Consider the following 23,226-nt stretch of genomic DNA (forward strand, 5'->3'; position numbering starts at 1 on the left):
GCCGGGCGATCCCGGCCCGTTTCGTCAACGGAGAGCAACCAAGACAACCACAGGAAACCCGGTGAGATTCCCTAACCAACGCCTTGCAAGACTTTTCGATACGCTGCAAAACGAAACGCTGCCTCAGGACGAGCTGGCGCGCCGTTTTGCGGTGTCTACCCGTACCGTACGTACGGATATTACCGCGCTGAATGAGCTACTGGCCGATCACGGCATCCGCTTTGTGCTGAATCGGGGCGAGGGCTATCGGTTAAAAATTGAAGATGCGCAGCGCTATAGCCAGCTGCGGCATCAGTCGCCTTCGTCTTTACGTATTCCACGCACCTCGGCGGCGCGAGTGCATTATCTGTTAACCCGATTTCTCACCTCAGCCTTCTCCCTTAAGCTGGAAGATCTGGCCGATGAATGGTTCGTCAGCCGCGCCACGCTGCAAAGCGATATGGCTGAAGTGAGAGAGTGGCTGGCGCGCTATCAGCTGGTGATTGAAACCCGGCCAAGCTACGGCATGAAGCTGTTCGGCAGCGAAATGGCCGTGCGCACCTGCCTGACCGATCTGCTCTACCGGATTGCGCAGGAGGATGCCGACGATCCGCTGCTGCATCTGGAGGTGCTGAACAGCGGCATTCTGGCTACGCTACAGCCGCTGCTGAGCCAGTCGCTGGGGCGTTTTGCCGTCAGGATGACCGACGAGGGCGAGTTTTACCTGCGCCTCTACTGTGCGGTATCCGTCAGGCGCATCAGCGAAGGCTATCCGCTTTCCGATTTCACGGCCGACGACGTGGATGACGACGTGCGCGGCGCGGCGCGGCATCTGATCGCGCTACTACAGCCGCTCACCGGTAAAGCGTTCTCAGCCGCAGAAGAAGCCTACCTGCGCGTTAATATCGCGGCGCGGCGCGTTGAGGCGATTGCGCCGGATGCCATCAGCCCGGACGACGGCGAATCGCTGGTCAATTACATTCTTGGCTACATCAATACTCACTACAACTTTAATCTGCAAAGCGACGGGCAGCTGCGGGCGGATTTGCTGACGCATATTAAAACCATGATCACCCGTGTGCGTTATCAGATCGCTATTCCCAACCCGCTGCTGGCGAACATCAAGCAGCACTATCCGATGGCGTGGGATGTGACGCTGGCCGCCGTATCCAGCTGGGGAAAATACACGCCTTATACTATCAGCGAAAACGAGATAGGATTTCTGGTGCTGCATATCGGCGTCGGCCTGGAACGGCACTATGACGTCGGCTACCGGCGCCATCCGCAGGTGCTGCTGGTGTGCGATACCGGCAATTCCACCGTGCGTATGATCCAGGCGATGCTGATGCGGAAATATCCGCAGATCGTCGTCAACAATATTATTTCGCAGCGCGAGTATGAGCAGCAGCCGGGTATTGAAGAAGATTTTGTTATCTCCACTACGCGTCTGGCCGAGAAACAGAAGCCGGTGGTGGTGATGTCGCCTTTTCCCACGGAGTACCAGCTGGAGCAGATTGGCAAACTGGTGCTGGTGGATCGCACCCGGCCTTATATGCTGGAAAAGTTCTTTGACGCCGGCCATTTTCTTGTTATCGACCAGCCCGTAACCCAGGCGGAGCTGTTCCGTACGCTCTGCGATCGGCTGGAAAAAGAGGGCGCGGTCGACCAGACTTTTCACGATTCAGTCGTGGAGCGCGAAGCCATTGTCAGCACGATGTTTGGCGAAGGCATTGCGCTACCGCACTCGCTGGGCCTGCTGGCGAAGAAAAGCGTGGTCTATACCGTGCTGGCGCCGCAGGGCATCGCATGGGGAGATGAAACGGCCTCGGTGATCTTTCTGCTGGCGATCAGCAAAAGCGATTATGAAGAGGCGATAGCGATTTACGATCTGTTCGTGACGTTCCTGCGCGAGCGGGCAATGGTGCGGCTGCGCGACAGCAAGGATTTCGTCAGCTTCAAGGCGGTGGCGATGGATTGCCTGAGCCGGCTATAGCGGGCAGGGCGAACGGTAGCGGACAAGCGCGGTTCGCCCTGTCGGGTATCGCCTTTGGCCGCTCTTCTGGCCCGGATAGCACAGGGGCCGAACGCCAGACGCCATCTGCCCCAAACCTATCCCGCTCAGTGTAGCCCAAACCCTGTTGGATAAAGCGGCGAGACGCTGTCATGCGGTGATGCCGGATGCTGCTTCAGCACGCTTTCCTCCGACGAAGGAATTTCAAAAGGCAGTGACCCGCTGAACGGTCGACCATCCGTTAATGCGCGGAACAGGATCTCGTCACTGACGCCAAAGTTGCCAATCAGTATGGAAGCCTTCTCTTTTATCGGCGTTAGGATGGCCGGTCTGTCAAGGTAGACGGTGATAATGGTCGGTATTTTGCTGGCTCTTTGCACCGCCTGCCGGTCACGATTGTCAGCGGTAAACGCCAGGGACCCTTCATGATATTGAGCACCGAAAAAATAGTTTTTATGCGGCTGCTCATAGGGCGCTACGATGCGCATTAACGCGACATCAGCGCTTTCAGGGTTATCCATTACTGCAAAGCCGGCCTGCCTTGCCGCTTCGGGGTTTATACCGTAAAGCCAGACTTTCAGCCCTTTTCGCAGCGGCAGAAGGGGCGCTTTTTTCTCCAGCAGCACCAGCGACGCGCGCTGGGCGCTATCCGCTTCCGTCTGCCAGGCACGAGCCGCCAGCGTTTTTGCGGCTTCGGTCGGATCGACATAGGGGTTTTCAAACAGGCCGAGGGCGAATTTTTGCTCAAGGATCCGTATTACGGATTGATCAAGCCGGCTCTGACTTACGCGACCCGTTTTTACCGCCTGGATCAGCAGCGCGCTGTCCGCCACGCCGCCGAACTGATCGATACCGGCATTAACCGCCAGCGCGAAGCGGTCGGCCGTGCTCATATCCTCCACTCCCCACGGCATCCCCAGGCTGCCCGGGTCGGGCGTTTCACCGGGTGGATAGCCGTACAGGCATTTCTCTTTGCAGTCATTGGCGATCAGCCAGTCGCTGACGATTACCCCCTCAAACCGGTAGGCCTGTCGTAGCAGATCCTGCAACAGATAGCGGTTGAAGCCCGCCGCAACCGGTTCCACGTTCCGACCCTGATACTGCAGATTTTTCAGGATTGAATAGGTGGGCATCACGCCTGCGACACGGGCTTCAAAAGCGCCGGTAAACGGCAGAAGATGGTCGTCCAGCCTGCGCCCGGTAAAATCGGCATATTTGCCATAGCTGTGATGGCTGTCATAGCCTTTTTCAGCCGCGCCATAGCCTACCCAGTGTTTAACTATGGCGCTGACGCTGGCGGCATTCAGTCCCCGGGCGCCATGCTGCATCCCGGTAATATAACCGCGTACCATACGTCGGGTGAGCTGGGGATCGTCGCCGAACGTGCCTGCAATCCGTGACCAGCGTGGTTCCGTGGCGATGTCCGCCATGGGGGACAGCGCCTGCGTGATGCCAAGCAGCCGATATTCCTGACGAACGATATCCGCGTAGCGGCGAGTAAGGTTTTCATCCCCGATGGCTGCAATACCCAGGGGGCCTGGCCACTTTGAAAAACCGTCGTGGTCGGAGCCTGTTGCGGATGGATAGCTGTATACGCTGCGTGGATCGGTGCTCAGGGTAATTGGGATGCCCAGACGGGTTGATTCCGCTATCGCCTGTAGCCGGTTATTTTGTTCCGCCATCGCTGCAGGCGTCGTGTTCAGGCGGGTGATAAAGGTATTCACCTTTTGCTCGACAATCATCCCGGTTACGCTTGCGATATCGTATGTCTGTCCCTGGCCGATAACGCTGCCTGGTGCCGGTGCCGAGCCGTGCATCATGACGCCCGCTTTCTCTTTCAACGTCATGCGGGAGAGCAAGTCTGCGGCCCGCTGGCGAGGAGAAAGGCGCCAGTCTTCATAAGGGTTTAACGTCCCGTCTTTGTTTAAGTCTTTAAAAATGAGGCCCTGATGCGCAATCATTTTTACCTCCCTTTTACCTAAGGCAGGCTGGTTTACTGCATAAGCAGCGAAAGGGAAAAGTAAAGAGACGGCGATAGCCTGTGCGATAAGCCTGTTTTTCATTCTGCACCTTCCTGGCTCTGTTTAAGGAATGAAAAAAAACCTGGTGGCTTATGCTGTTGTCAGAACAGATAAGCCCCTCAGGTTTTGCTCGCTGGAGAGTACTTTAGCGATAACAACCCGCTGCTGTATAAAAAAGCAGCAGGGGGGAGATTAACACATATCATTGTTTGCCTGAGCGAATGCAATGTCTGGAATGTGAGTCGGCAGACAGTAATTCGCCCTCCGTATCGGCTTTTTCTGCGCTGAGCTCGTCAGGCTCGGCATCCCGTTGCAGGTGGCATAAGGCTAAGTAAGGGCTGTAGAAGCGCCTGTCATTAACCGTAATCGCGCACGGAAAGCAAATGAGCGGCAGGTAAGTGATGAGCTTCAGGAAAAGCAGAGCCGTTCGGGTTGTAAACACGCTGGATACTGCATTTAATCGGCGGCAGGTTGAGCAGAGTAAAGTTCTCAACAGGCGGGGCACTCTTTCGGATTAACTCTGCCTTGCGCCAGACGATTTTAAATTTATCGCGGTAATCCCTGCCAGGCAGGGATTACCGCGTTTGTGATGGCCTGGCCGGTGGCTCCGGTCGCCAGGATTACTGCAGAATAGTGAACGCGGTGGTGACGTGCTTCACGCCGCTGACCCGGCTGGCGATATCGGCCGCCGCTTTGGCTTCTGCGGTCGTCACCAGACCTAGCAGGAACACCTCGCCGTTTTCGGTGGTAACCTTCACGTTAGAGGATTTGACCTGGTCACTGGAAAGCAGGTTGGAACGCACTTTGGTGGTGATCCAGGTGTCGGAAGAAGCCGTGCCAAAGCTGGCCTTTTCGCTGGTGCGGATTTCGTTATAAACCTCGGTTGCGCCATCCACGCCGACGGCGATCTGTTTGGCGCGGTTAGCGACATCGGCGCTCGGCGCCTGGCCGGTCAGCAGCACTTTGCCCTGGTAGGCCGTTGCCACGATATGGGCTTCTTTTTTGATCTGGGCGTCTTTCGCCAGCGCGTTGCTGACGCGTAACTCCAGCGTGCCGTCATCAACCTGGGTGCCCACGGTACGCGGGTCGGTGGCCGTTTTGGTGGCGACCGCCGCGCTGCCGATCACGGCGGCGACGCAGCCCTGTAGCATCAGCGCGGTCAGCACGATGGCGGTTGCGGAAATCAGCTTCATCATAGCTCCTTAAACGTCCTGGTGGGGAAACAAGGTGTTATCGATCAAATCGCACAGGCAATTCACGGTTAACATATGCATTTCCTGAATCCTCGCGCTCCGGTGCGAGGGGATACGAATTTCCACGTCCTGTGGACCCAGCAAACCGGCGAGTTCGCCGCCGTCGTAGCCGGTCAGCGCGACAATCGTCATATCGCGCGTCACCGCTGCCTCCACGGCCTTCACAATATCACGGCTGTTGCCGCGCGTTGAAATGGCCAGCAGAATGTCGCCAGCATGGCCCAGCGCTCGGACCTGCTTGGCGTAGATTTCGTCGTGCAGGCGATCGTTGCCGATTGCCGTCAGCAGCACGTTATCCGCGCTCAGCGCTACCGCAGGCAGGCTGGGGCGCTCGGTTTCGTAACGGTTGATCATACTGGCCGCAAAGTGCTGGGCGTTGGCGCTGGAGGTGCCGTTGCCACAGCTCAGCACTTTATTGCCGTTCAGCAGCGACTGGACAATCGTCATCGCTGCGCGCGAAATAGCATCCGGCAGCGCTTCCGCTGCGGCTATCTGCGTCTGAATACTTTCGGTAAAACAAACTTTGATTCTTTCCAGCACGTTTTTCACCTGGCAAGTGGTTGGCGAAATTACTCCGCCGTAAAAGCATCGGACAACCAGTCCGTTCGTGCGCCGGTTATCGCTACCACATCAAAGCGGCAGCGGGCGCTCTCAAGGCTGCTCTGGCGACCGTTCAGCCATAAGGCTGCGGCTTTCAGCAGCTTTTGCTGCTTGCTGTGGGTTACGCTGGCGGCGGCGCCGCCGAACCGATCGTTACGGCGATAGCGCACCTCTACGAAAACCCACGTCTCACCATCGCGCATAATCAGGTCGATCTCTCCGACGCGAAAGCGGACGTTAGCCGCGATAAAAGTTAATCCTGCACCTTCCAGCAGGCGGCGGGCCTGTTGCTCATAGCCCGCCCCCGTTTGCTGACGGCTCAGGATGCCGGAACGATTTGTCCCTGGCGATACTGGCTCCATACCAACTTCCTGTTGATGACGCAGTCCTGGGTGGCGCTCAGGTTGCCGGTTTCCCCCTGCAGCCTGAAGCCCGGCAGCTGGCGCACTTCATTGAAGTGATTGGCCAGGGTCCAGGCATCCACGCCCATGGCATAGAGACGAACCTGAGAGTAATCGTTGTTAAAGTTTTTAGCCGCCTGCTGCATCAGCGCGGGATTAGCGCCCGACAGCAGCGGGATATCGCTGAACTGCACGCCTTCCATCTCCAGACGATAGTCCGGGCCGCTGCCTGCCTGATAGCTGCGCGAGCTGGCATAAATCTGTGCCATATTGCGGCTGCTGACGCGCATGGAGAGGGAAGGCTTGATGAGCGCCATCTCGTCCTGCGTCGCCACCACATACAGCGAATCTACGCTGCCGTCGCCCGCCGCTGGCGTATCCGCCTGCGGCGCCGGAATGGTCAGGCCCGCAATGGTCACGCCCTGCGCCTGCGGCGGCTGAGCAACAATTGGCGTACCGGTCAGACGTAAGCCCGCGCCGCTATTAATGCCCTGCTTCAGCTCGCCCTGCGAGCCGAACTGCTGTTGCAGCACGGTCGCGCCGCCCAGCTGCTGCCATTCTGCAGCAAATGCTTTGCTGACGCGATCGCCTAACGAGCTGCGCGGCACCAGCAGCAGCGGCGAACGCTTGCCCTGATCCCACATATGATGCGCGGCGTCACGCGCTTCGTCTTCAGGAGAAAGCGCAAAGTAACAAAGATTCGGATGGTTCTGTACCGACTCCGGCTCGTTAAGCGCCAGGATATTCAACGGCGTTTGTAAGGCAGCTAAACGCTCGACGTTGCTTTTCAGCAGCGGGCCGACCACCAGCGTGGCGCCGTCTTTCTGCGCCTGCGCCAGCACCTGATCTATCGGCTGGCTGCTGGTGTCGTAGACCTGAACCTGCGCCGAACTGGATGGCGGCGCGGTTTGCGCCACGCTGCCGTTCTGCGCGGCGGGCTGAGCTGCGCTATCGCTGTTTTGCGTAGCCGGCTGGGCGCTATCGGCGGCCGGACTGGCTGCTGCTGGCGCGGCGTTGGCATCGGCAGGCGTGGCGGTATTAGGGGCAACGGGCGTGGTGCTGGCGGCGGCCTGCGGCTGTACCGCTGGCTGGGCCAGCGCACCGTTGCGTGCGTCGTCAAACCCCTTCTGAATCGCTTTAGCGAAAATCTGCGCCTGGCCGCTTAATGGCAGCAGCAGCGCAAGTTTACCGGTCGACGACTGCTGGAAGTTCTGTACCTGGCTCAGCGCCGTTGGCAGCATTTTCGCCGCCGGGTTGTTGGGATAGCGCGTCTGCCAGTCGCTGATGCCCGCTTTCAGCATCGTGGGATCGCTGACGTTGGCCTTGTAGACGTTGAGCAGATCCAGCCAGCCCTGTAGCGTGTTTTCATCGGCGTTGATCACCAGGCCGTTGGCCTGCTCTGGCGTCATCTGGCTCAGCGCCAGCCAGGTTGCATCAATATTTTTCTGCTTATCAGCCGGCGAGCTCAGCAGCGGTTCCTGCGCAATATAAGCGCGCAGCTGCGTTAATCCCTGGCTGCCGGCAATTTGCAGCTGGTAGTAACGGGCCTGCTGCTCCTTCGACAGGGAGGCGGCATCAATCTGCTGTAAAAGTTGCGCCGCGCCGCCCGCATCCTTCTGCATCACCTTGAGCTGCGCCTGGAGCAGCAGCGATTCCTGATGCTGAACATCATTCAACTGCTGCGGCAGGCTGGCCAGCTGGTCGCTGGCCTGAGGAATTTTTCCTTCGTTCAGCAGCGCCCGGATTGCGAGTAATTGCCAGTCAACCTTGTTATCATCTGAACTTTGCTGCATTTGCTGCAAATAAGAGTCGGAAGTGCCTGTCGCGGTGCCCTGCACGTTGACCGTCGGCGCCTGTGGGCCCTGGCCGGAACAACCGGCAAAAATCAGGGCCGCCAGCAGCAGAGGCACGCAGCGTCCTGCTTTGTTATGAATGACTTTCGAAGGAAGCATACTGTATCCAGTTATGTTTTTTTCAAGATGCTCAATATTAAATCGGCAATTCGGATCAAACAATGAAACAACGCGAAGAGATTTCGGCCAGCACGCTCTACATCGTTCCCACACCGATTGGTAACCTGGGCGATATTACCCAGCGTGCGCTCTCGGTGCTTGCCAGCGTCGACCTGATCGCAGCGGAAGATACACGTCATACCGGGCTGTTGCTACAACATTTCGCCATCAATGCGCGCCTGTTCGCATTACACGATCACAACGAGCAGCAGAAGGCAGAAACGCTGTTGGCAAAGCTGCGGGACGGGCAAAGCATAGCGCTGGTTTCCGATGCCGGCACGCCGTTAATTAACGATCCCGGCTATCATTTGGTTCGTCTCTGCCGTGAAGCGGGCGTAAACGTGGTGCCGTTGCCTGGCGCCTGCGCGGCGATTACAGCATTAAGCGCGGCGGGGTTGCCGTCCGATCGATTCTGTTACGAAGGGTTTCTGCCCGCCAAAAGCAAAGGCCGTTGCGACACGCTGCGCGCGCTGGAGCAGGAATCCCGCACGCTGATTTTTTATGAATCCACCCATCGCCTGCTGGAAAGCTTACAGGATATGGTCAGCGTATGGGGAAGCGAGCGCTACGTAGTCCTGGCGCGGGAAATCACCAAAACCTGGGAATCGATTCACGGCGCGCCGGTGGGCGAGCTGCTGGCCTGGGTTAAAGAGGACGAAAATCGTCGCAAAGGCGAAATGGTGCTGATTGTGGAAGGCTATCAGGCCGTGGAAGACGCGCTGCCGCCGGAAGCGCTGCGTACGCTGTCGCTGTTGCAGCAGGAGCTGCCGTTGAAAAAAGCGGCCGCGCTGACCGCCGAAATTCACGGCGTAAAAAAGAATGCGCTCTATAAGTATGCGCTGGAGCAGCAAGAGGGGTGACAAACCGCGCGGAATGCCCTATTATCCGCGCCGAAGCTGACCAGACAGTCGCCGCTTTGTTGCCGTCCTCCTTCGGGGGAGACAGACAAAGGGGAGGAAAGTCCGGGCTCCATAGGGCAGGGTGCCAGGTAACGCCTGGGGGGCGCAAGCCCACGACCAGTGCAACAGAGAGCAAACCGCCGATGGCCCACTTGTGGGATCAGGTAAGGGTGAAAGGGTGCGGTAAGAGCGCACCGCGCGGCTGGCAACAGTTCGTGGCACGGTAAACTCCACCCGGAGCAAGGCCAAATAGGGGTTCACAAGGTACGGCCCGTACTGAACCCGGGTAGGCTGCTTGAGCCAGTGAGCGATTGCTGGCCTAGATGAATGACTGTCCACGACAGAACCCGGCTTACCGGTCAGCTTCAACATTTTCAGTAAAAAACCCGCTTCGGCGGGTTTTTTGCTTTCTGCGGCGGGATAGCTGTCCACGACGCTTTTTATGAAAGGAAAGCGGCTTACCGGTCAGCTTCAACATTTTCAGTAAGAAACCCGATTCGGCGGGTTTTTTGCTTTCTGCGGCGGGGATAGCTGTCCACGACGCTTTTTATGAAGGGAAAAGCCTAAAAGCGCGAATCTTTGCAGCGCGCCGCTATGGCGGAAACCGCCGCGCTGACGTCAGGATCCTTAGCGTAATAGAAGGTCACGCTGGATTGTTGACGGCCTGCCACCGAAATTTCAATCCATGCCACGTTGTCGTAATTTCTGTCCGTCAGATTATATTTTTCAATGCCCTGAGTCAGGCTACCGTCCCGCTCCAGCCGAAGGCGCTGACTTTGCGCCGCAGCAAAAAGACAGTCGGCAACATTGTGTGGATATCCCTTCAGGTAGACCTGTTTCATGTCAGGATGCATCCCAACGCGCCCTAAATCGACACAGCCAACCAGTAAAAACACAAACGTCGCAGCCAGCTTTTTCATTCCCTGCTCCTCGTGTTGTCGCTCGCCTCTGGCAGTATGCCAGAGAAAATCAACGTGCGATTAACGAACGAAATTTACCTGAGGATATAAAATAACTACGGCGTTTTGAAAATTTTAACCGTAAGCGTAACGCTCAGGAGATAAACGATGAAAAGATCGATACTGGCTACCCATTTAGGGCTGTCTGAAGAAGAGCTGGACGAGATGGATCTGGATCCGGAAGATTTAGACGAGGGAAAAGTAGAAGAAGAGAGCAACACCTTCTTTTTTAACGTGCCGGAAAACACGCCTCAGCATATTTTAGGCAAAAAAGGCTGGTCAATCGGCGAAAGAGTCGCCGTACCCATCAGCTTATTTGACGTATCAGGCAGCTAAACCCGTCATGCCCCGCTGGCGGGGTTTACAGAAGCAGGCAACGGCGGCTACCCGGCTAAATCAATCACCAGCGCGCGCGTTGGCGTGGTTGCCGCTATCGTCACGTTCTGCTCTTTTTCGATAAATGCCCCGTCGCCGCAGGCAAGCGCCTGCCGATCCGCTGAAGATGCAGTCACGGTAAAGCCGCCGTGAATCGATTGCAGATAGGCGCGCGAACCGCGTAACGGTAGCGTAACATCTTCGCCCGGTTCCAGTCTCAGATGATAAATCCAGGCCTGTTGGCGAAGCTGCAGGCTCTGTTGTGCGCCGTCCGGTGAGGCCAGCAGCATGGTGCTCGCGTCAGTCGGGAGCGACAGGCATTGTATCGCCGCGTTTTCCCTGTCGGGACAGGCATCCAGCCAAAGCTGCATACGCGTCAACGGCTTCTCGCCACTGATATTATGCTCGCTGTAGCTGATCCCCGGTTGGGCAGCCAGCAGCAATGCTTCGCCCGCGCGCGCCACGACATGGTTGCCGTCGCTGTCGCGGTACTCCGCTTCGCCCTGCAGGATCAGATTAACAACATCGACCTTTGGCCAGGTTCTGGGTTGAAAGGAAGCCCCTGGTGTCAGCACTTCCTGATTGAGCACGCGTAAAGAGGCGTAGCCCAGCAGTTGAGGATCAAAATAGTGGCCGAAGGAAAACGTGTATCGCGCCTGGAGCCAGCCGTAATCGGCTTGACCACACTGCTGTACGGTGCGACTGGTAATCATATTTTCCTCCTTATTAACCGGCAAACCGCGTCGGTCATTTATTATGCCGCTATAGTAAGGCGCTGGACGCCAGATTGTTAGCCAGTTAATCTGCTTGCCATATTCAAAAATCCTGAAAGAGAACCGCTATGGCAAAAGATCGCGCTCTGACGCTGGAGGCGCTGCGAGTAATGGATGCTATCGATCGACGCGGCAGCTTTGCGGCGGCGGCAGATGAACTGGGCCGCGTCCCTTCTGCGCTCAGCTACACCATGCAAAAGCTGGAAGAGGAGCTGGACGTGGTGCTGTTTGACCGCTCCGGTCACCGGACTAAGTTTACCAACGTAGGCCGCATGCTGCTGGAGCGTGGCCGGATTTTGCTGGAAGCGGCCGACAAGCTGACCACCGATGCGGAAGCGCTGGCGCGGGGTTGGGAAACACAGTTGACTATCGTTACCGAAGCGCTGGTTCCTTGCGAATACCTCTTTCCTTTGATTGATAAACTTGCCGAAAAAGCTAATACGCAAATTGCGCTGGTAACGGAAGTGCTGGCGGGCGCCTGGGAAAGGCTGGAGCAGGGACGTGCGGATATCGTTATCGCGCCGGATATGCATTTTCGCGCCTCTTCAGAGATTAACACCCGCAAACTTTACAGCATTATGAGCGTGATCGTCGCCAGCCCGGATCATCCTATTCATCAGGAACCTGAACCGTTATCGGAACCATCACGGGTGAAATATCGGGGAATTGCCGTAGCGGATACGGCGCGCGAGCGTCCGGTACTGACCGTACAGCTTCTGGATAAGCAGCAGCGGCTGACCGTGAGTTCAATCGAAGATAAGCGCCGTGCACTGCTGGCCGGGCTGGGCGTGGCGTCCATGCCGTACCCGATGGTAGAAAAAGATATTGCTGAAGGGCGTCTGCGTGTTGTCAGCCCTGAATACAGCAAAGAGGTCGATATCATTATGGCCTGGCGGCGCGACAGCATGGGCGAAGCCAAATCATGGTGCCTGCGGGAGATCCCTAAGCTGCTGGCGAAACGTCACGCGCCGCTCAGGGGATAACGCCGGCTAGCGAAAGCGTTCATCGCGCCCGTGCGGCTCGTCCCAGTCAAAAGCCGGGCCGGTCGAGATAACGCCGTAGGGATTGATCGTCTTGTGGCTACGGTAATAATGGTGGCGGATATGCGCCAGATCGACCGTTTCAGCGATGCCCGGCAGTTGATAGATTTCTCGTAAAAAGCCGCTCAGGTTCAGATAGTCGCCAATACGATAACGATCGCATTTGAAATGCGTCACATAAACCGGATCGAAGCGAACTAAGGTCGTCCAAAGGCGCAGGTCCGCCTCGGTCAGACGGTCGCCGGTCAGGTAGCGATGCTGCCCCAGTATTTGTTCAAGCCTGTCCAGAGACTGAAACAGGGCGGTGACCGCCTCGTCATAGGCCGCCTGAGAAGTGGCGAACCCCGCTTTATACACGCCGTTGTTAACGGTGTCGTAAACCCAGCCGTTTACCTCATCGATTTTGGCGCGTAAGTCTGCCGGATAGTAATCGCCGGCACGGGCGCCTGCCGCGTCGAATGCGCTGTTAAACATTCGCAAAATATCGGCTGATTCGTTACTGACAATAGTCTGCTGCTGCTTGTCCCAAAGTACCGGGACGGTAACCCGGCCGGTATAGTCCTTATCAGCATGCAGATAAAGTTGATAAAGGAATTCGTTCTGATAAAGGCTGTCGCCTGTCGCGCCCGCAAAATCTTCATCAAACGTCCAGCCGTTTTCCAGCATCAGTGGATGGACTACCGACACGGTAATAAGCTTTTCCAGCCCTTTCAGCTTACGCATCAACAACGTTCGATGCGCCCAGGGGCAGGCAAGCGAAACATAGAGGTGATAGCGATCCGCCTCGGCATGAAAACCCGCTTTGCCATCAGCGCCAGCAGAGCCGTCGGGCGTTACCCAACTGCGCCAGGCGGAATCAGAACGTTTAAAACGCCCGCCAGTGGATTTTGTGTCGTACCAGTTATCGTGCCAGACGCCATCAATAAGCTGTCCCATATAAACTCCCTGATAATTAAACGATAATATAAGAATATAACCTGTTATCAGGAAAAAGCTCGTTACTTTCTCCTAAAAATATTTATGTCATAAAATATACCATATCAGGTTTTGTTAACTTTGCCGGCTAATATGCTCCGGCTTTATAATTAAAGGTGCCCATTGCGTTTTGATGTGTACCATTAACGTAACGCTCATTTTAAGTTACTTTTATTGTTTGTTAATATTGGTCTGCAGATATTTGACTTTTTTTGCTGGCTGTCATTAGAATAGTTCCTCGCCTGTTTTATGGCGTGGAGTTATTAATAAACAAGGAGAGGTTTATGCGTGAATTAAACAGCCGGGAGGTTGAAGTTGTCTCAGGTGCTGGCTTTTTTGCCGATTTAGGTAAAAGCATCGGCGCAGCCATTGGCGGTATTGTCGATCAGGGCACGCTAGCCGGCGGTTTGAAAACTGATGCGACCACGGCGGCGGGTACGCTAGGGTCCGGTATCGGCAGCCTTCTGGAGCTGGACGTCATCAGCGCTATTACGAATATCGGTTCCGGTATTGTCGGTATCGTTAATTTTGGCATTAGCGCTATCTCACAGCTCAAAAATAAAACGGCTTAACTGGCGTATGGTTCGCTGAGTGACATCTTCAGGTGTTATTGTTATACCGTACAGAAAACTGTACGCTGTAGGCGTCTGATTGAGAGATTGATTAATTCTTTAATCAGCTATGCTGGCGTCTATTGAAAGCAGGGCATAATGCCCTGCTTTAATCATGCTTTATTTTTTTCTTTTAATTAAGCGATCGAGGCTGTATGCGCCAGGGCCGGTAATAAAGAGCAGCAGATAACCACCAGAGATACTCATATTTTTCATAAAGTTAATAGAGTTACCGTCCACGCTGAAATTACTGTGAAACACAAATGCGGTAATCAACGTAAAAATGGCGGTGGAGATAGCGGTAAAGCGCGTCAGAAAGCCAAACAGGATAGCCAGACCGCCGCCGAACTCCAGCAAAATGGTCAGCGGCAGTAAAAAGCCCGGTACGCCCATTGCTTCCATATACTGTTGCGTGCCCGCATAGCCGGTAATTTTCCCCCAGCCCGCCACGATGAACAGGACAGGCATCAAAATACGTGCGACCAGAAAGCCGATATCTTCTAATTTTTTCATGTTAATCCCCGATAAATTTTATCTGGCCCGAAAAGCTCCTGGCCGCATGAAGCCCGGTTGTGACGCTGAATGCGCGTTAATCACCGGTCGTTGCAGAAGATAATATTCGTCAGGAGAGAGGATTGTAAGCGAGTTAAACTGTTAAAGTTATTCAGAAAAATTGATTGCTCAGGTTCGGCGAGGCCGAACCTGAAAAAGAAAAGAAAGAATCAACGGCCCGGCAGAAAATTGCGCACCATACGTACCGTGCTCCAGATACCCAGTCCGCGCCTGGCCCAGCGGGTAATTCGGCGTGGATTACGTACCGACCAGATGGCCGCCAGGCCGCTGCCGACCGCAATATAACGCTTCAGGCTGAGCAGCGTTAGCCACCCGCGATCGTAACGGGCGGTACTTTCCAGCCAGAATTTCTTTTGGATGCTGAGATCGAGCCGCTGCTGTTGGATCTGACGCAGCAGTTCGGCCTTGCGCTCGTCACGCTCGCGGCTCATTAATCGTTCTCCAGTAGCTTACGATCGGATTTCAGTTCTTTACGGGTAGCGCCCAGAAGGGTGGAACGACGAGATTTGGCCAGCGTCCAGAGTCCGAAGAACAGGGCTAATGCAAAAAGCACCGCCGTGGTAATGCCGATCGCCATCAGGCGATACTGCGCATCCACCGCCCAGATAATGAGCACCATCAGGCTCATCAGGCCAAAAGCGGTAAAGAGCATGGTCAGCCCTACCATGATCAACAGCTGGATCAGGTTCGCCTTCTCTTCTTCCAGCTCCACGACGGCCAGCCTGACGCGGGTTTCTACAATCCCGACCAGAGTGGTGACGAGGCGCTGCCCGATATTGATGACCCCTTTGCCTGGGCCCTGGCTTTGCTGGGAATCTTTCATTGTTATCGACGCGTCAGCAGCACGCCCAGCACTACGCCGATAGCGGCGCCGATGCCCACGCTGGTCCATGGATTTTCGCGCACGTAAACATCCGCGTTATCGGCAACTTCACGCGAAGTTTTGGCGAGACGATCGCCGGAGTCGCCTAAACGCGCGCGGGTATCTTTCAGCGCGCTCTGTGCTTTGCTACGCAGCTTGTCCAGCTCGTTTTTTGATTTGTCAGTGGTGTTGCTCAGCACTTCTTCCAGCGTATCCGCCAGGTTCTTTAATTCCGCACGCAGATGATCGGAAGTGATATCTTTTGACATAACAAACTCCTTTATAATCAGTAATAAGAACCCTGCCTGCCTCAGTAAGGGGCGGCCTGGACTTCCTTCAGTTCACGTTTTGCTTCTGCCAGCTTGCGTTCACGTTTAGCGATTTTCTCTTTATCATCGCCATCCGCTCTCTCCTGGTTCAGCTCTTTTTGCCGCTCTTCCACTTTCTGCTGCAGCTCATCGATCTTTTCCTGATGGCTGGCCTTCAGTTTGTCGTCCGTACAGCCCGCACGAGCCTCCGTCAACGCCCGCTCCAGACCAGTAACGCGGCGCTGGTTGTCGTGCTGACGGGCTAAATCGATCTCGTGCTGAATGTCCTGCTCTTTTTGCAGGCACAGCGAGTCTGCCGCCTGGGCGAAAGTAGTCAGGGATAAAAGGCTGAGGCCAAGGATCGTGCGGTATTTCATAAAGTGACCTTCCATTGTTTGGGTATCGCTGATACAACCCCGTTAATCCTGTCATGCTTGCCGCTTACGCCGGCCAGTTAAGCATAGTCAGGAAATGCGGAAAGCTCAAAAAGAGAGAAGATTCTTAAGGATAGAGACCCGGCAGGGGCACTGCCGGGCACGTTTCTTAGCCGATGCTCTGCTTATGCGGGGTGATGCGGCCAATCCACCTGGAAGATTGTTCGAGCTGGGCGATATCGAAGCCTTCCGGCAGCAGGCGGCGCAGCACTTTCTCGGCGGCGGTACTTTGCTCCTGTGAATCAAATTTAATCACCAGCGTATTTTTATCCGGCGTGATGCTTTTAATATGGATGCCTTCCGCGTTGAGCCGCTGATAGACATAGAAGCCGTCCGGCACCGTAATACCCTGGCGAGAGGCCCGAATTTGCAACGCCGTTTCACCGCCAAACAGGGCAGGCAGAAGCGCAATCATTGTCAGCGCGACCGATGCCAGCGCCACCAGGCCCAGTATTCGTTTGCGGGAAGCGTGATTTTTCATCATGAGTTTCCTTTCTCATTCATAGTGCGTTTCTTTTTCCATAAAACATAAAGCGACCCAAACAGGCCGACAACCAATAAAATCAGCGGCAGCATCATCAGGCAAGCCATCAGCTGATCTTCATACCGCTGGAAAAGAGGCGTTCTGCCCAGCGCAAAGCCCAGCACCGTCAGGATCAGTACCCAAAGCAGTCCGCTCACCCAGTTGAAGAACTGAAAGCGCGCGTTGTTTAGGCCGGACAGCCCGGCAATGGTCGGCAGCAGCGTACGGACAAAGGCAATAAAGCGGCCGATCAACAGGGCCGAAAGCCCGTGACGGTGGAACAACGCGTGCGCCCGCTGATGATACTGCGCGGGTAGATGGGCGAGCCAGCGCTGCACCGTGGCCGTATTGCCCAGCCAGCGCCCCTGAATATAGCCTACCCAGCAGCCCAGGCTGGCGGCGGTAGTCAATACCAGCAGCGTGAGCGGAAAATTCATCGTGCCTTTGGCAATCAGCACGCCGACCAGGATCAGCAGGCTGTCGCCCGGCAGGAAAGCGGCAGGAAGCAGGCCATTTTCCAGAAATAAGATCATAAACAGCACTAAATAGATTGCCCACACCAAAGAGGGATCGGCCAGCATGACATAATCCTGGTGCCAGAGGGCGTGAACAAGCGCTTTTAAAGTATCCATAAGATTCCCTGAACATCATTGTCGGCCATGTTCCGGCAAAATTCGTCACATTTTAATGATTGTTAGTATGCGTGTTGAATGGCTTCTTAACACGAACGATTTAACCGGCCAGATAAAAAAGGGGCTTTCCATCCTGAGAGAAAAGGGCAAAAACACCCATTTCACAGGTAAAAGCTGGAGATAGCCAGCATATACTTGTTGTACAGGTGTGGCAGGCAGCTGCAAAGAAGTTTTACACAGGCTGACACAATTGCAATTAATTTGATGCAGCAAGGCTGGATCGCTAAAGAAGAAAGCTTCTTATCAGGATCTGACGGGATATTAATGCTTAGTGGCTTATTTTAACATGAAATATAAGCAGCAGGGAGCAAAAGCCGGATTGTTCAGGATGGTTTATTACGGTATCAGCCAACAGGATATTACACTGAATAATTTCCGCCGCGTACCGGACGCGGCGGAAAAAAGGTTAATTCTGCTGCGCTTCGCGACGCTCTTCGGCCATGCAGGCCGCGGCGGTAAACAGAATATCGGCGGAAGAATTTAGCGCCGTTTCGGCGGAGTCCTGCAGAACGCCGATAATAAAGCCTACGGCCACCACCTGCATCGCCACATCGTTAGGGATGCCGAACATATTACAGGCGACGGGGATCAGCAGCAGCGAACCGCCCGCCACGCCGGACGCGCCGCAGGCGCAGATGGAGGCCACCAGACTAAGCAGGATCGAGGTGCCGATATCTACATGGATGCCCAGGGTATTCACCGCCGCCAGCGTCAGCACGGTGATAGTGATGGACGCGCCCGCCATACTGATATTGGCACCCACGGGTATCGAGACGGAATAGGTATCTTCATCCAGATTAAGCTTCTTCGCCAGCGCCATATTAACCGGAATATTGGCCGCCGAACTGCGGGTAAAGAAAGCGGTGACGCCGCTTTCCCGCAGGCAGGTAAAGACCAGCGGATAAGGATTACGACGGATTTTCCAGTAGACCAGAATGGGGTTGATAACCAGCGCCATCAGCAGCATACAGCCCAGCAGCAGAGCAAGCAGATGCGCGTACTGCCACAGCGCCGAAAAGCCGGTAGAGGCCAGAATCGACGCCACCAGGCCGAAGATACCGACAGGGGCGAAGCGGATCACGATACGCACCAGGTAAGTCACGGCGTCGGAGGCATCATTCAGGAAAGCACGCGTTGTATCGCTGCTGTGGCGGAAAGCGAAGCCCAGGCCAATCGCCCATACCAGGATGCCGATATAGTTGGCATGCATCAGCGCGTCGATCGGGTTGGAAACCATGCTCATCAGCAGGCCGTTTAAGACGGCCAGGATACCGGACGGCGGCGTGATTTCATTATTGGCGGCGCTCAGCGTCAGCGTTTGCGGCAGCAAATGGCTGAACGCCACGGCCAGCACGGCGGCAAAAAACGTGCTCAGCAGATACAGCATCACGATAGGGCGGATAGAGGTCTTCTGGCCCTGCTTGTGGTTGGCGATAGAGGAGATCACCAGCACCATGACCAGCAGCGGCGCTACGGCTTTCAGCGCGCTGACAAACAGCGAGCCGAACAGGCTGACGGAAAGCGCGCTCTCTTTGGAAAACCACGCCAGCGCCACGCCAGCGACCAGACCGATTACGATCTGCGTAACCAGGCCTGCCTGCATCAGACGCTGCAACAGGCCGGGACGATTCTTTTCAATACTCATATAAAAACCAGCTGTAAAAGTGATGGAATGCGCCTCAGCGTCGTGTGCGCTGAACTGACGGCATCGGTGTGTTTGCGCAGGCAGTATAAGGAAATGTGTTGGCAGGGGAAGCGAAAAGTGGCCCGACGGCGGCGGAATATTCTGCCGTCGGGCCTGGTTGTTACCTCAGGGTAAAAGTTATTTCCGCTGCGCTAAACGATCGTTGCGACGGTTAACCAGAGCGTTAATCAGCAGCGTCACGGCCAGGATACCGCCGACGATGCTCAGCGAAACCGCTACCGGAATATGATAGAAATCGACAATCAGCATCTTGATACCGATAAAAATCAGCACGATCGCCAGACCATATTTCAGCATAGAGAAACGCTCCGCCACGTTCGCCAGCAGGAAGTACATCGCACGCAGGCCAAGGATAGCGAACAGGTTAGAGGTCAGGACGATAAAGGGATCGGTAGTCACGGCAAAAATAGCCGGGATGCTGTCCACGGCAAAAATGACGTCGCTCAGCTCGACCATAATCAGTACCAGCAGCAGCGGCGTGGCGTAGAGCAGGCCGTTGCGGCGCACAAAGAACTTTTCGCCTTCCAGGTTATCGGTCATGCGCAGATGGCCGCGCAGCCAGCGCACCACCGGCTTATCGCCCACCTCACCTTCATCACCGCCCGCCATCGCCATTTTGACGCCGGTAAACAGTAAAAATGCGCCGAACAGGTAAAGGATCCAGCTGAATTCCGACACCAGCCAGCTGCCGGCGAAAATCATGATGGTACGCAGGACGATAGCACCCAGCACGCCGTAAATCAGCACGCGGCGCTGAAGCGCAGCGGGAACAGAGAAGTAGCTGAACAGCATCAGCCAGACGAAAACGTTATCGACGGCCAGCGCTTTTTCCAGCACGTAACCGGTCAGAAAGGCGAGGGATTGCGTATGGGCGATCTGCGGCCCCACGGTTTCTTTCAGATACCACCACAAACCGGCGGCGAACAGCAGCGAGAGGCTAATCCAGACCAGCGACCAGAAGGCGGCCTGCTTCATCGACATGGTTTGCGCGCCACGCCGCCCCTGCATCAGCAGGTCGATGGCCAGCATAATCACCACCACGACAGCGAAGCTGCCCCAAAGTAACGGCGTGCCTACAGTATTCATAGTTTTGTCCTGTCAAAAATAAAATGGCCAACGTCGGAAGACGTCAGCCACACTATTTTTGCTGTGAGCAAACCTCGCCTTCCGGCAAGGTCTCACTTACAGTCAGCTTGCTGACTGCCCGGCAACCGGGCGCTTACGCACCGTAATGACGATTGACCGACGAAGAAGTTACTCCCCTTTGCAGCAGTGAAGATAGTGGCCGCGAGCACATTGGTCAATCTTACGCAGAAATATTTAGCAATATTTACACGACGGCCAGCGCATCGGCAGGAAAAACCACGCCGGTCTGACGACGGATCTCCGTCAGTAGCGCCGCCGTGATGCGCGTTACGGTCAGGCCAGGATGATCTACATCGTGTTCCTCCACCAGCCGGACAAAGGTTTCCGCTTCGTACAAAAGCGTATTGATATGCTGAGGCTGGCTGAGATCCTGCGGCTTCGCGCCGCGCGGTATGAAATGGATCTGCTGGCAGTCGGCCAGCTGCCCGATAACCAACGATCCCGCTTCGCCCTGGATTTCGCCGGGCAGATCCGACTGGCTGACTTTGGAGTGCAGCAGCGTCACGTCGAAACCGTCGTAGCTCATGACCACCGTACCGTGGGCGTCGACGCCGCTCTCCAGCAGCGAAGCCGTGGCGACCACGCGCGCTGGCTCGCCCCACAGGCTGACCGCCGCTGCCAGGCAGTAATAGCCGATATCCATTATTGAGCCGTTTGACCAGGCCGGATTAAACGTATTCGGGTTCTCTCCCTCCAGATAGCGCTGATAGCGTGATGAATACTGGCAGTAGCTAAACAGTACCTTGCGCAGTTTGCCGACCTTCGGCAGCGCCTGGCGCAAAATGCGAAAGTTAGGCAGGCTGGCGGTTTTAAACGCTTCGAACAGTACCACCTGATTAGCACGCGCGCAGGCGATCATCGCTTCCGCTTCGCGAAGGTTAGAGGCGAGCGGCTTCTCGCAAATCACGTGCTTCTTGTGCTGTAAAAACAGCAGCGCCTGCTGACAGTGCAGCGCGTTAGGGCTGGCGATATAAACGGCGTCTACCGCCTCCGACTGCGCCAGCCGATCGAGAGAGGTAAAAAAATGCTCAACGGGATAGTCGCGGCTGAAGGCCTGAGCCTGCGCCAGCGTGCGTGAATAAATGGCGGTGAGTTTCATTTTACCGGTTTCGTGCGCGGCATCGACAAACTGACGCGTAATCCAGTTGGTTCCAATAACAGCGAAGCGGATCATAATTTTCCCGAACGGTTGATTTATTGAGCCGGGCGCCGTGCGCGCCGTAACCTTATCTACCAGCGTAGCAGGCAAAAAAGCGCGGCGGGCGCGCTGACTATTTGATTTTTAACGCGGTCTCTCTCACGATAAGATCAGTTTAACGGCGGCGAGGTCAAAAATTCATGTCCACAGGCAGTAAACATGCACTTAACTGGACCAGCCTGCTGGTTGCTATTCCTGTGGGGCTGGCGGCTTCGCTGGTGACGCTGGGTTTCCGTTTGCTGATAGAAGGCATCAATCTGCTGATGTTTGGCAGCCGTCAGGATGTGACCCAGGCCATCGGCGTCTGGCCCTGGTATACGTGGCCGTTGATTGTCGGCATTGGCGGCGTACTGGCCGGCTTTTTTCTGCGCTACGCCACCGCTATTGAACAGAAAGCGACGGTTCGCACCGATTATCTGGAAGTGATCAACGCCAGGCTGGACGCGGTGCCGACTAAAACCTCGCTGTTTCGCGCGCTCTCTTCTGTCGCCAGCATCAGCAGCGGCGCGTCCATTGGTAAAGAGGGGCCGATGGTGCAGCTTTCGGCGCTGGTGGGCAGCCTGATGGGACGCTTTTGCTTTAAAAATCTGCCGCTGAAGAACACGGACGTCGTGGCGATGGCCGCGGCAGCCGGGCTCTCTTCCGTTTACCATGCGCCGCTTGCCTCGGCTATCTTTGTGGCGGAAATCGCGTTCGGTATTTCCGCCTTACAGCGTCTGATCCCGCTGATTATCTCGGCCGGCGTGGCCGTTCTGACCATGTCCGCGCTGGGCTACCGTTCCGCTATCTACCCTTTTGCCCACGCGCAGTTTGCGCTGACGCCGGAAAACATGCTGCTGACGGTGCTGATTGGCCTGCTGGCGGGCCTGGCCGGCTGGACGCTGATCTGGCTGATCGCGCAGAGCCGTAAGCGCTTTAGCCGCGTTAAAAGCCTGCCGCTGCGGCTGGGGCTGGGCGGCGTAATGGTTGGCATACTGGCTATCGGCAGCACTAAGGTGCTTGGCAACGGTTATGAGGTGATCGTCGAGATCATGGCCGGCAGCTTTATGCTAAAAGGGCTGATTGCGCTGCTGCTGTTAAAGATGCTGGCCACGGCTATTTCGGTTGGCTCCAACGCCGTCGGCGGGCTGTTTACGCCATCATTGCTGACCGGCGCGCTGTTGGGCGTGGTGGTCGCCAGCCTGGCCGCGCTGGCCGGGCTGCCGGTGGACAACGCGGTGATTTTCGCCGCTGTGGGCATGGGCGCGGTGCTGGCATCGGTCAGCCAGGCACCGCTGATGGCGATGCTGATGGTGCTGGAAATGACGCTAAACAGCAGCCTGCTGTTTCCAACCATGATCGCCTGCGTGCTGGCTTTTATGGTGGTGTATCGCCTGCAGTCCAGCAGCACCTATCCGGTTATTCAGCGCCATTTCAGCCGTTCGGACGCCAAGTTCGATTTCGACAACGGCATTATCTCGCAGTTTATCGTCTCCGGCGCGGCGCTACAGCCGCAGGATCCCGTCGGCAAGGCGCTGGCGGTAAGCTCGCTAAAGCGCGAACGTTTCGTCTATGTCATTAACGAAACCGGTCAGTTTATGGGCGCGGTGTCGATCCACGATATTTCGCGCAAGGTGCTGGATAAGGAGATCACCCTGAACTCACCGATAAGCTGCGTGACGGACGAGAACTTCCCTTATATTTTTGAGAATCAAACCATTACGGAAGGCTGGGAAGCCTTCGCCAGGGTGACGCTGGAGCGTCTGCCGGTGCTGAATAATCCTGTCGAGCGCAAGTTTCTGGGCGCGCTTACCAAAACCAGCCTGATCCAGAAAGCGAAGGACTTTTTATAAGGCAACAGCAGGTCGCGACGAGCACGGAGGCACGTCGCGGCGGC

24 protein-coding genes and 1 other RNA gene are annotated in these 23,226 nt (G+C 55.9%); 7 read left to right on the forward strand and 18 right to left on the reverse strand.

The genetic code is table 11. From position 1 onward, the window contains the following. Positions 1–61: 61 nt before the first annotated feature. Positions 62–1,972: a transcription antiterminator gene (locus EGK14_RS17340; RefSeq protein ID WP_125290350.1), complete on the forward strand. Its 1,911-nt coding sequence runs from the start codon at positions 62–64 to the stop codon at positions 1,970–1,972. Between the two features lie 125 nt (positions 1,973–2,097). On the opposite strand, the gene EGK14_RS17345 is transcribed toward EGK14_RS17340, so the two are convergent. The 5 genes from EGK14_RS17345 to EGK14_RS17365 all read right to left on the reverse strand — a co-directional run bounded on the left by EGK14_RS17345 (position 2,098) and on the right by EGK14_RS17365 (position 8,217). After that, positions 2,098–4,053, reverse strand: coding sequence for a glycoside hydrolase family 3 protein (locus EGK14_RS17345; protein ID WP_125290351.1), 1,956 nt, complete (start codon positions 4,051–4,053; stop codon positions 2,098–2,100). 578 nt (positions 4,054–4,631) lie between these two features. After that, positions 4,632–5,204, reverse strand: coding sequence for a division/outer membrane stress-associated lipid-binding lipoprotein (dolP, locus tag EGK14_RS17350; protein ID WP_125290425.1), 573 nt, complete (start codon positions 5,202–5,204; stop codon positions 4,632–4,634). Between the two features lie 9 nt (positions 5,205–5,213). Further along, positions 5,214–5,804, reverse strand: a complete 591-nt coding sequence (diaA, locus tag EGK14_RS17355) for a DnaA initiator-associating protein DiaA (RefSeq protein WP_125290352.1) — start codon at positions 5,802–5,804, stop codon at positions 5,214–5,216. A gap of 29 nt (positions 5,805–5,833) precedes the next feature. Further along, positions 5,834–6,226 carry a YraN family protein gene (locus tag EGK14_RS17360; protein ID WP_125290353.1) on the reverse strand — a complete coding sequence of 131 codons (393 nt, stop codon included), beginning with the start codon at positions 6,224–6,226 and terminating at the stop codon, positions 5,834–5,836. Then, on the reverse strand, positions 6,184–8,217 hold the full coding sequence (locus EGK14_RS17365; RefSeq protein ID WP_125290354.1) for a penicillin-binding protein activator: 2,034 nt from the start codon (positions 8,215–8,217) through the stop codon (positions 6,184–6,186). Before EGK14_RS17365 ends, EGK14_RS17360 begins: the two co-directional genes overlap by 43 nt. A 62-nt stretch (positions 8,218–8,279) precedes the next feature. Between EGK14_RS17365 and rsmI the strand changes: the two genes are divergently transcribed. Continuing rightward, on the forward strand, positions 8,280–9,137 hold the full coding sequence (rsmI, locus tag EGK14_RS17370; protein WP_125290355.1) for a 16S rRNA (cytidine(1402)-2'-O)-methyltransferase: 858 nt from the start codon (positions 8,280–8,282) through the stop codon (positions 9,135–9,137). A gap of 32 nt (positions 9,138–9,169) precedes the next feature. After that, positions 9,170–9,547: RNase P RNA component class A (rnpB, locus tag EGK14_RS17375), an RNA gene on the forward strand. A 192-nt stretch (positions 9,548–9,739) separates the two neighbouring features. Here the strand turns inward: rnpB and EGK14_RS17380 are convergent. Further along, positions 9,740–10,096 carry a hypothetical protein gene (locus EGK14_RS17380; protein WP_125290356.1) on the reverse strand — a complete coding sequence of 119 codons (357 nt, stop codon included), beginning with the start codon at positions 10,094–10,096 and terminating at the stop codon, positions 9,740–9,742. A gap of 147 nt (positions 10,097–10,243) precedes the next feature. On the opposite strand from EGK14_RS17380, the gene EGK14_RS17385 reads away from it, so the two are divergent. Further along, positions 10,244–10,471 carry a hypothetical protein gene (locus tag EGK14_RS17385; protein WP_125290357.1) on the forward strand — a complete coding sequence of 76 codons (228 nt, stop codon included), beginning with the start codon at positions 10,244–10,246 and terminating at the stop codon, positions 10,469–10,471. Between the two features lie 47 nt (positions 10,472–10,518). Here EGK14_RS17385 and EGK14_RS17390 read toward each other — a convergent pair whose 3' ends face one another. Then, entirely contained in the window at positions 10,519–11,223 is a 705-nt protein-coding gene (locus EGK14_RS17390; protein WP_125290358.1) for a pirin family protein, read from the reverse strand. Between the two features lie 128 nt (positions 11,224–11,351). On the opposite strand from EGK14_RS17390, the gene EGK14_RS17395 reads away from it, so the two are divergent. Continuing rightward, positions 11,352–12,266 (forward strand): LysR family transcriptional regulator, encoded by a 915-nt coding sequence (locus EGK14_RS17395; protein WP_125290359.1) that lies wholly within the window; start codon positions 11,352–11,354, stop codon positions 12,264–12,266. Positions 12,267–12,272: 6 nt separating this feature from the next. Here EGK14_RS17395 and EGK14_RS17400 read toward each other — a convergent pair whose 3' ends face one another. After that, positions 12,273–13,259 carry a glutathione S-transferase family protein gene (locus EGK14_RS17400; protein ID WP_125290360.1) on the reverse strand — a complete coding sequence of 329 codons (987 nt, stop codon included), beginning with the start codon at positions 13,257–13,259 and terminating at the stop codon, positions 12,273–12,275. 323 nt (positions 13,260–13,582) lie between these two features. On the opposite strand from EGK14_RS17400, the gene EGK14_RS17405 reads away from it, so the two are divergent. Further along, positions 13,583–13,870 carry a hypothetical protein gene (locus EGK14_RS17405; protein WP_125290361.1) on the forward strand — a complete coding sequence of 96 codons (288 nt, stop codon included), beginning with the start codon at positions 13,583–13,585 and terminating at the stop codon, positions 13,868–13,870. Positions 13,871–14,029: 159 nt separating this feature from the next. Here the strand turns inward: EGK14_RS17405 and EGK14_RS17410 are convergent, their stop codons facing one another. The 10 genes from EGK14_RS17410 to EGK14_RS17455 form a co-directional block, all read right to left on the reverse strand. Then, the gene (locus tag EGK14_RS17410) at positions 14,030–14,422 is read right to left on the reverse strand and encodes a DoxX family protein (RefSeq protein WP_125290362.1); all 393 of its coding nucleotides are present in this window, start codon (positions 14,420–14,422) and stop codon (positions 14,030–14,032) included. A 209-nt stretch (positions 14,423–14,631) separates the two neighbouring features. After that, positions 14,632–14,913: a YqjK-like family protein gene (locus tag EGK14_RS17415; RefSeq protein ID WP_125290363.1), complete on the reverse strand. Its 282-nt coding sequence runs from the start codon at positions 14,911–14,913 to the stop codon at positions 14,632–14,634. Continuing rightward, positions 14,913–15,305 carry a phage holin family protein gene (locus tag EGK14_RS17420; protein WP_125290364.1) on the reverse strand — a complete coding sequence of 131 codons (393 nt, stop codon included), beginning with the start codon at positions 15,303–15,305 and terminating at the stop codon, positions 14,913–14,915. Before EGK14_RS17420 ends, EGK14_RS17415 begins: the two co-directional genes overlap by 1 nt. Before the next feature lie 2 nt (positions 15,306–15,307). Beyond that, positions 15,308–15,613, reverse strand: coding sequence for a YqjD family protein (locus EGK14_RS17425; RefSeq protein ID WP_125290365.1), 306 nt, complete (start codon positions 15,611–15,613; stop codon positions 15,308–15,310). Positions 15,614–15,654: 41 nt separating this feature from the next. After that, positions 15,655–16,029, reverse strand: a complete 375-nt coding sequence (locus tag EGK14_RS17430) for a DUF1090 domain-containing protein (protein ID WP_148101255.1) — start codon at positions 16,027–16,029, stop codon at positions 15,655–15,657. 166 nt (positions 16,030–16,195) lie between these two features. After that, entirely contained in the window at positions 16,196–16,570 is a 375-nt protein-coding gene (gene mzrA / locus EGK14_RS17435; RefSeq protein WP_125290367.1) for an EnvZ/OmpR regulon moderator MzrA, read from the reverse strand. Then, a complete protein-coding gene (locus EGK14_RS17440; RefSeq protein ID WP_125290368.1) occupies positions 16,567–17,241 on the reverse strand; it encodes a DedA family protein in 675 nt (224 codons plus the stop codon). The genes mzrA and EGK14_RS17440 overlap by 4 nt, the downstream gene beginning before the upstream one ends. Before the next feature lie 466 nt (positions 17,242–17,707). Beyond that, positions 17,708–18,946 carry a serine/threonine transporter SstT gene (sstT, locus tag EGK14_RS17445; RefSeq protein WP_125290369.1) on the reverse strand — a complete coding sequence of 413 codons (1,239 nt, stop codon included), beginning with the start codon at positions 18,944–18,946 and terminating at the stop codon, positions 17,708–17,710. A gap of 177 nt (positions 18,947–19,123) precedes the next feature. Further along, positions 19,124–20,092 carry a TerC family protein gene (locus EGK14_RS17450; protein WP_125290370.1) on the reverse strand — a complete coding sequence of 323 codons (969 nt, stop codon included), beginning with the start codon at positions 20,090–20,092 and terminating at the stop codon, positions 19,124–19,126. Positions 20,093–20,336: 244 nt separating this feature from the next. Continuing rightward, complete coding sequence (locus EGK14_RS17455) at positions 20,337–21,326, reverse strand: Gfo/Idh/MocA family protein (protein WP_125290371.1); 990 nt, start codon at positions 21,324–21,326, stop codon at positions 20,337–20,339. A 164-nt stretch (positions 21,327–21,490) separates the two neighbouring features. Between EGK14_RS17455 and EGK14_RS17460 the strand changes: the two genes are divergently transcribed. Next, positions 21,491–23,182: a chloride channel protein gene (locus EGK14_RS17460; RefSeq protein WP_125290372.1), complete on the forward strand. Its 1,692-nt coding sequence runs from the start codon at positions 21,491–21,493 to the stop codon at positions 23,180–23,182. Positions 23,183–23,226 lie beyond the last annotated feature (44 nt).

It is taken from the genome of Erwinia sp. 198 (assembly GCF_003937915.1).
GTDB lineage: Bacteria > Pseudomonadota > Gammaproteobacteria > Enterobacterales > Enterobacteriaceae > Erwinia > Erwinia aeris.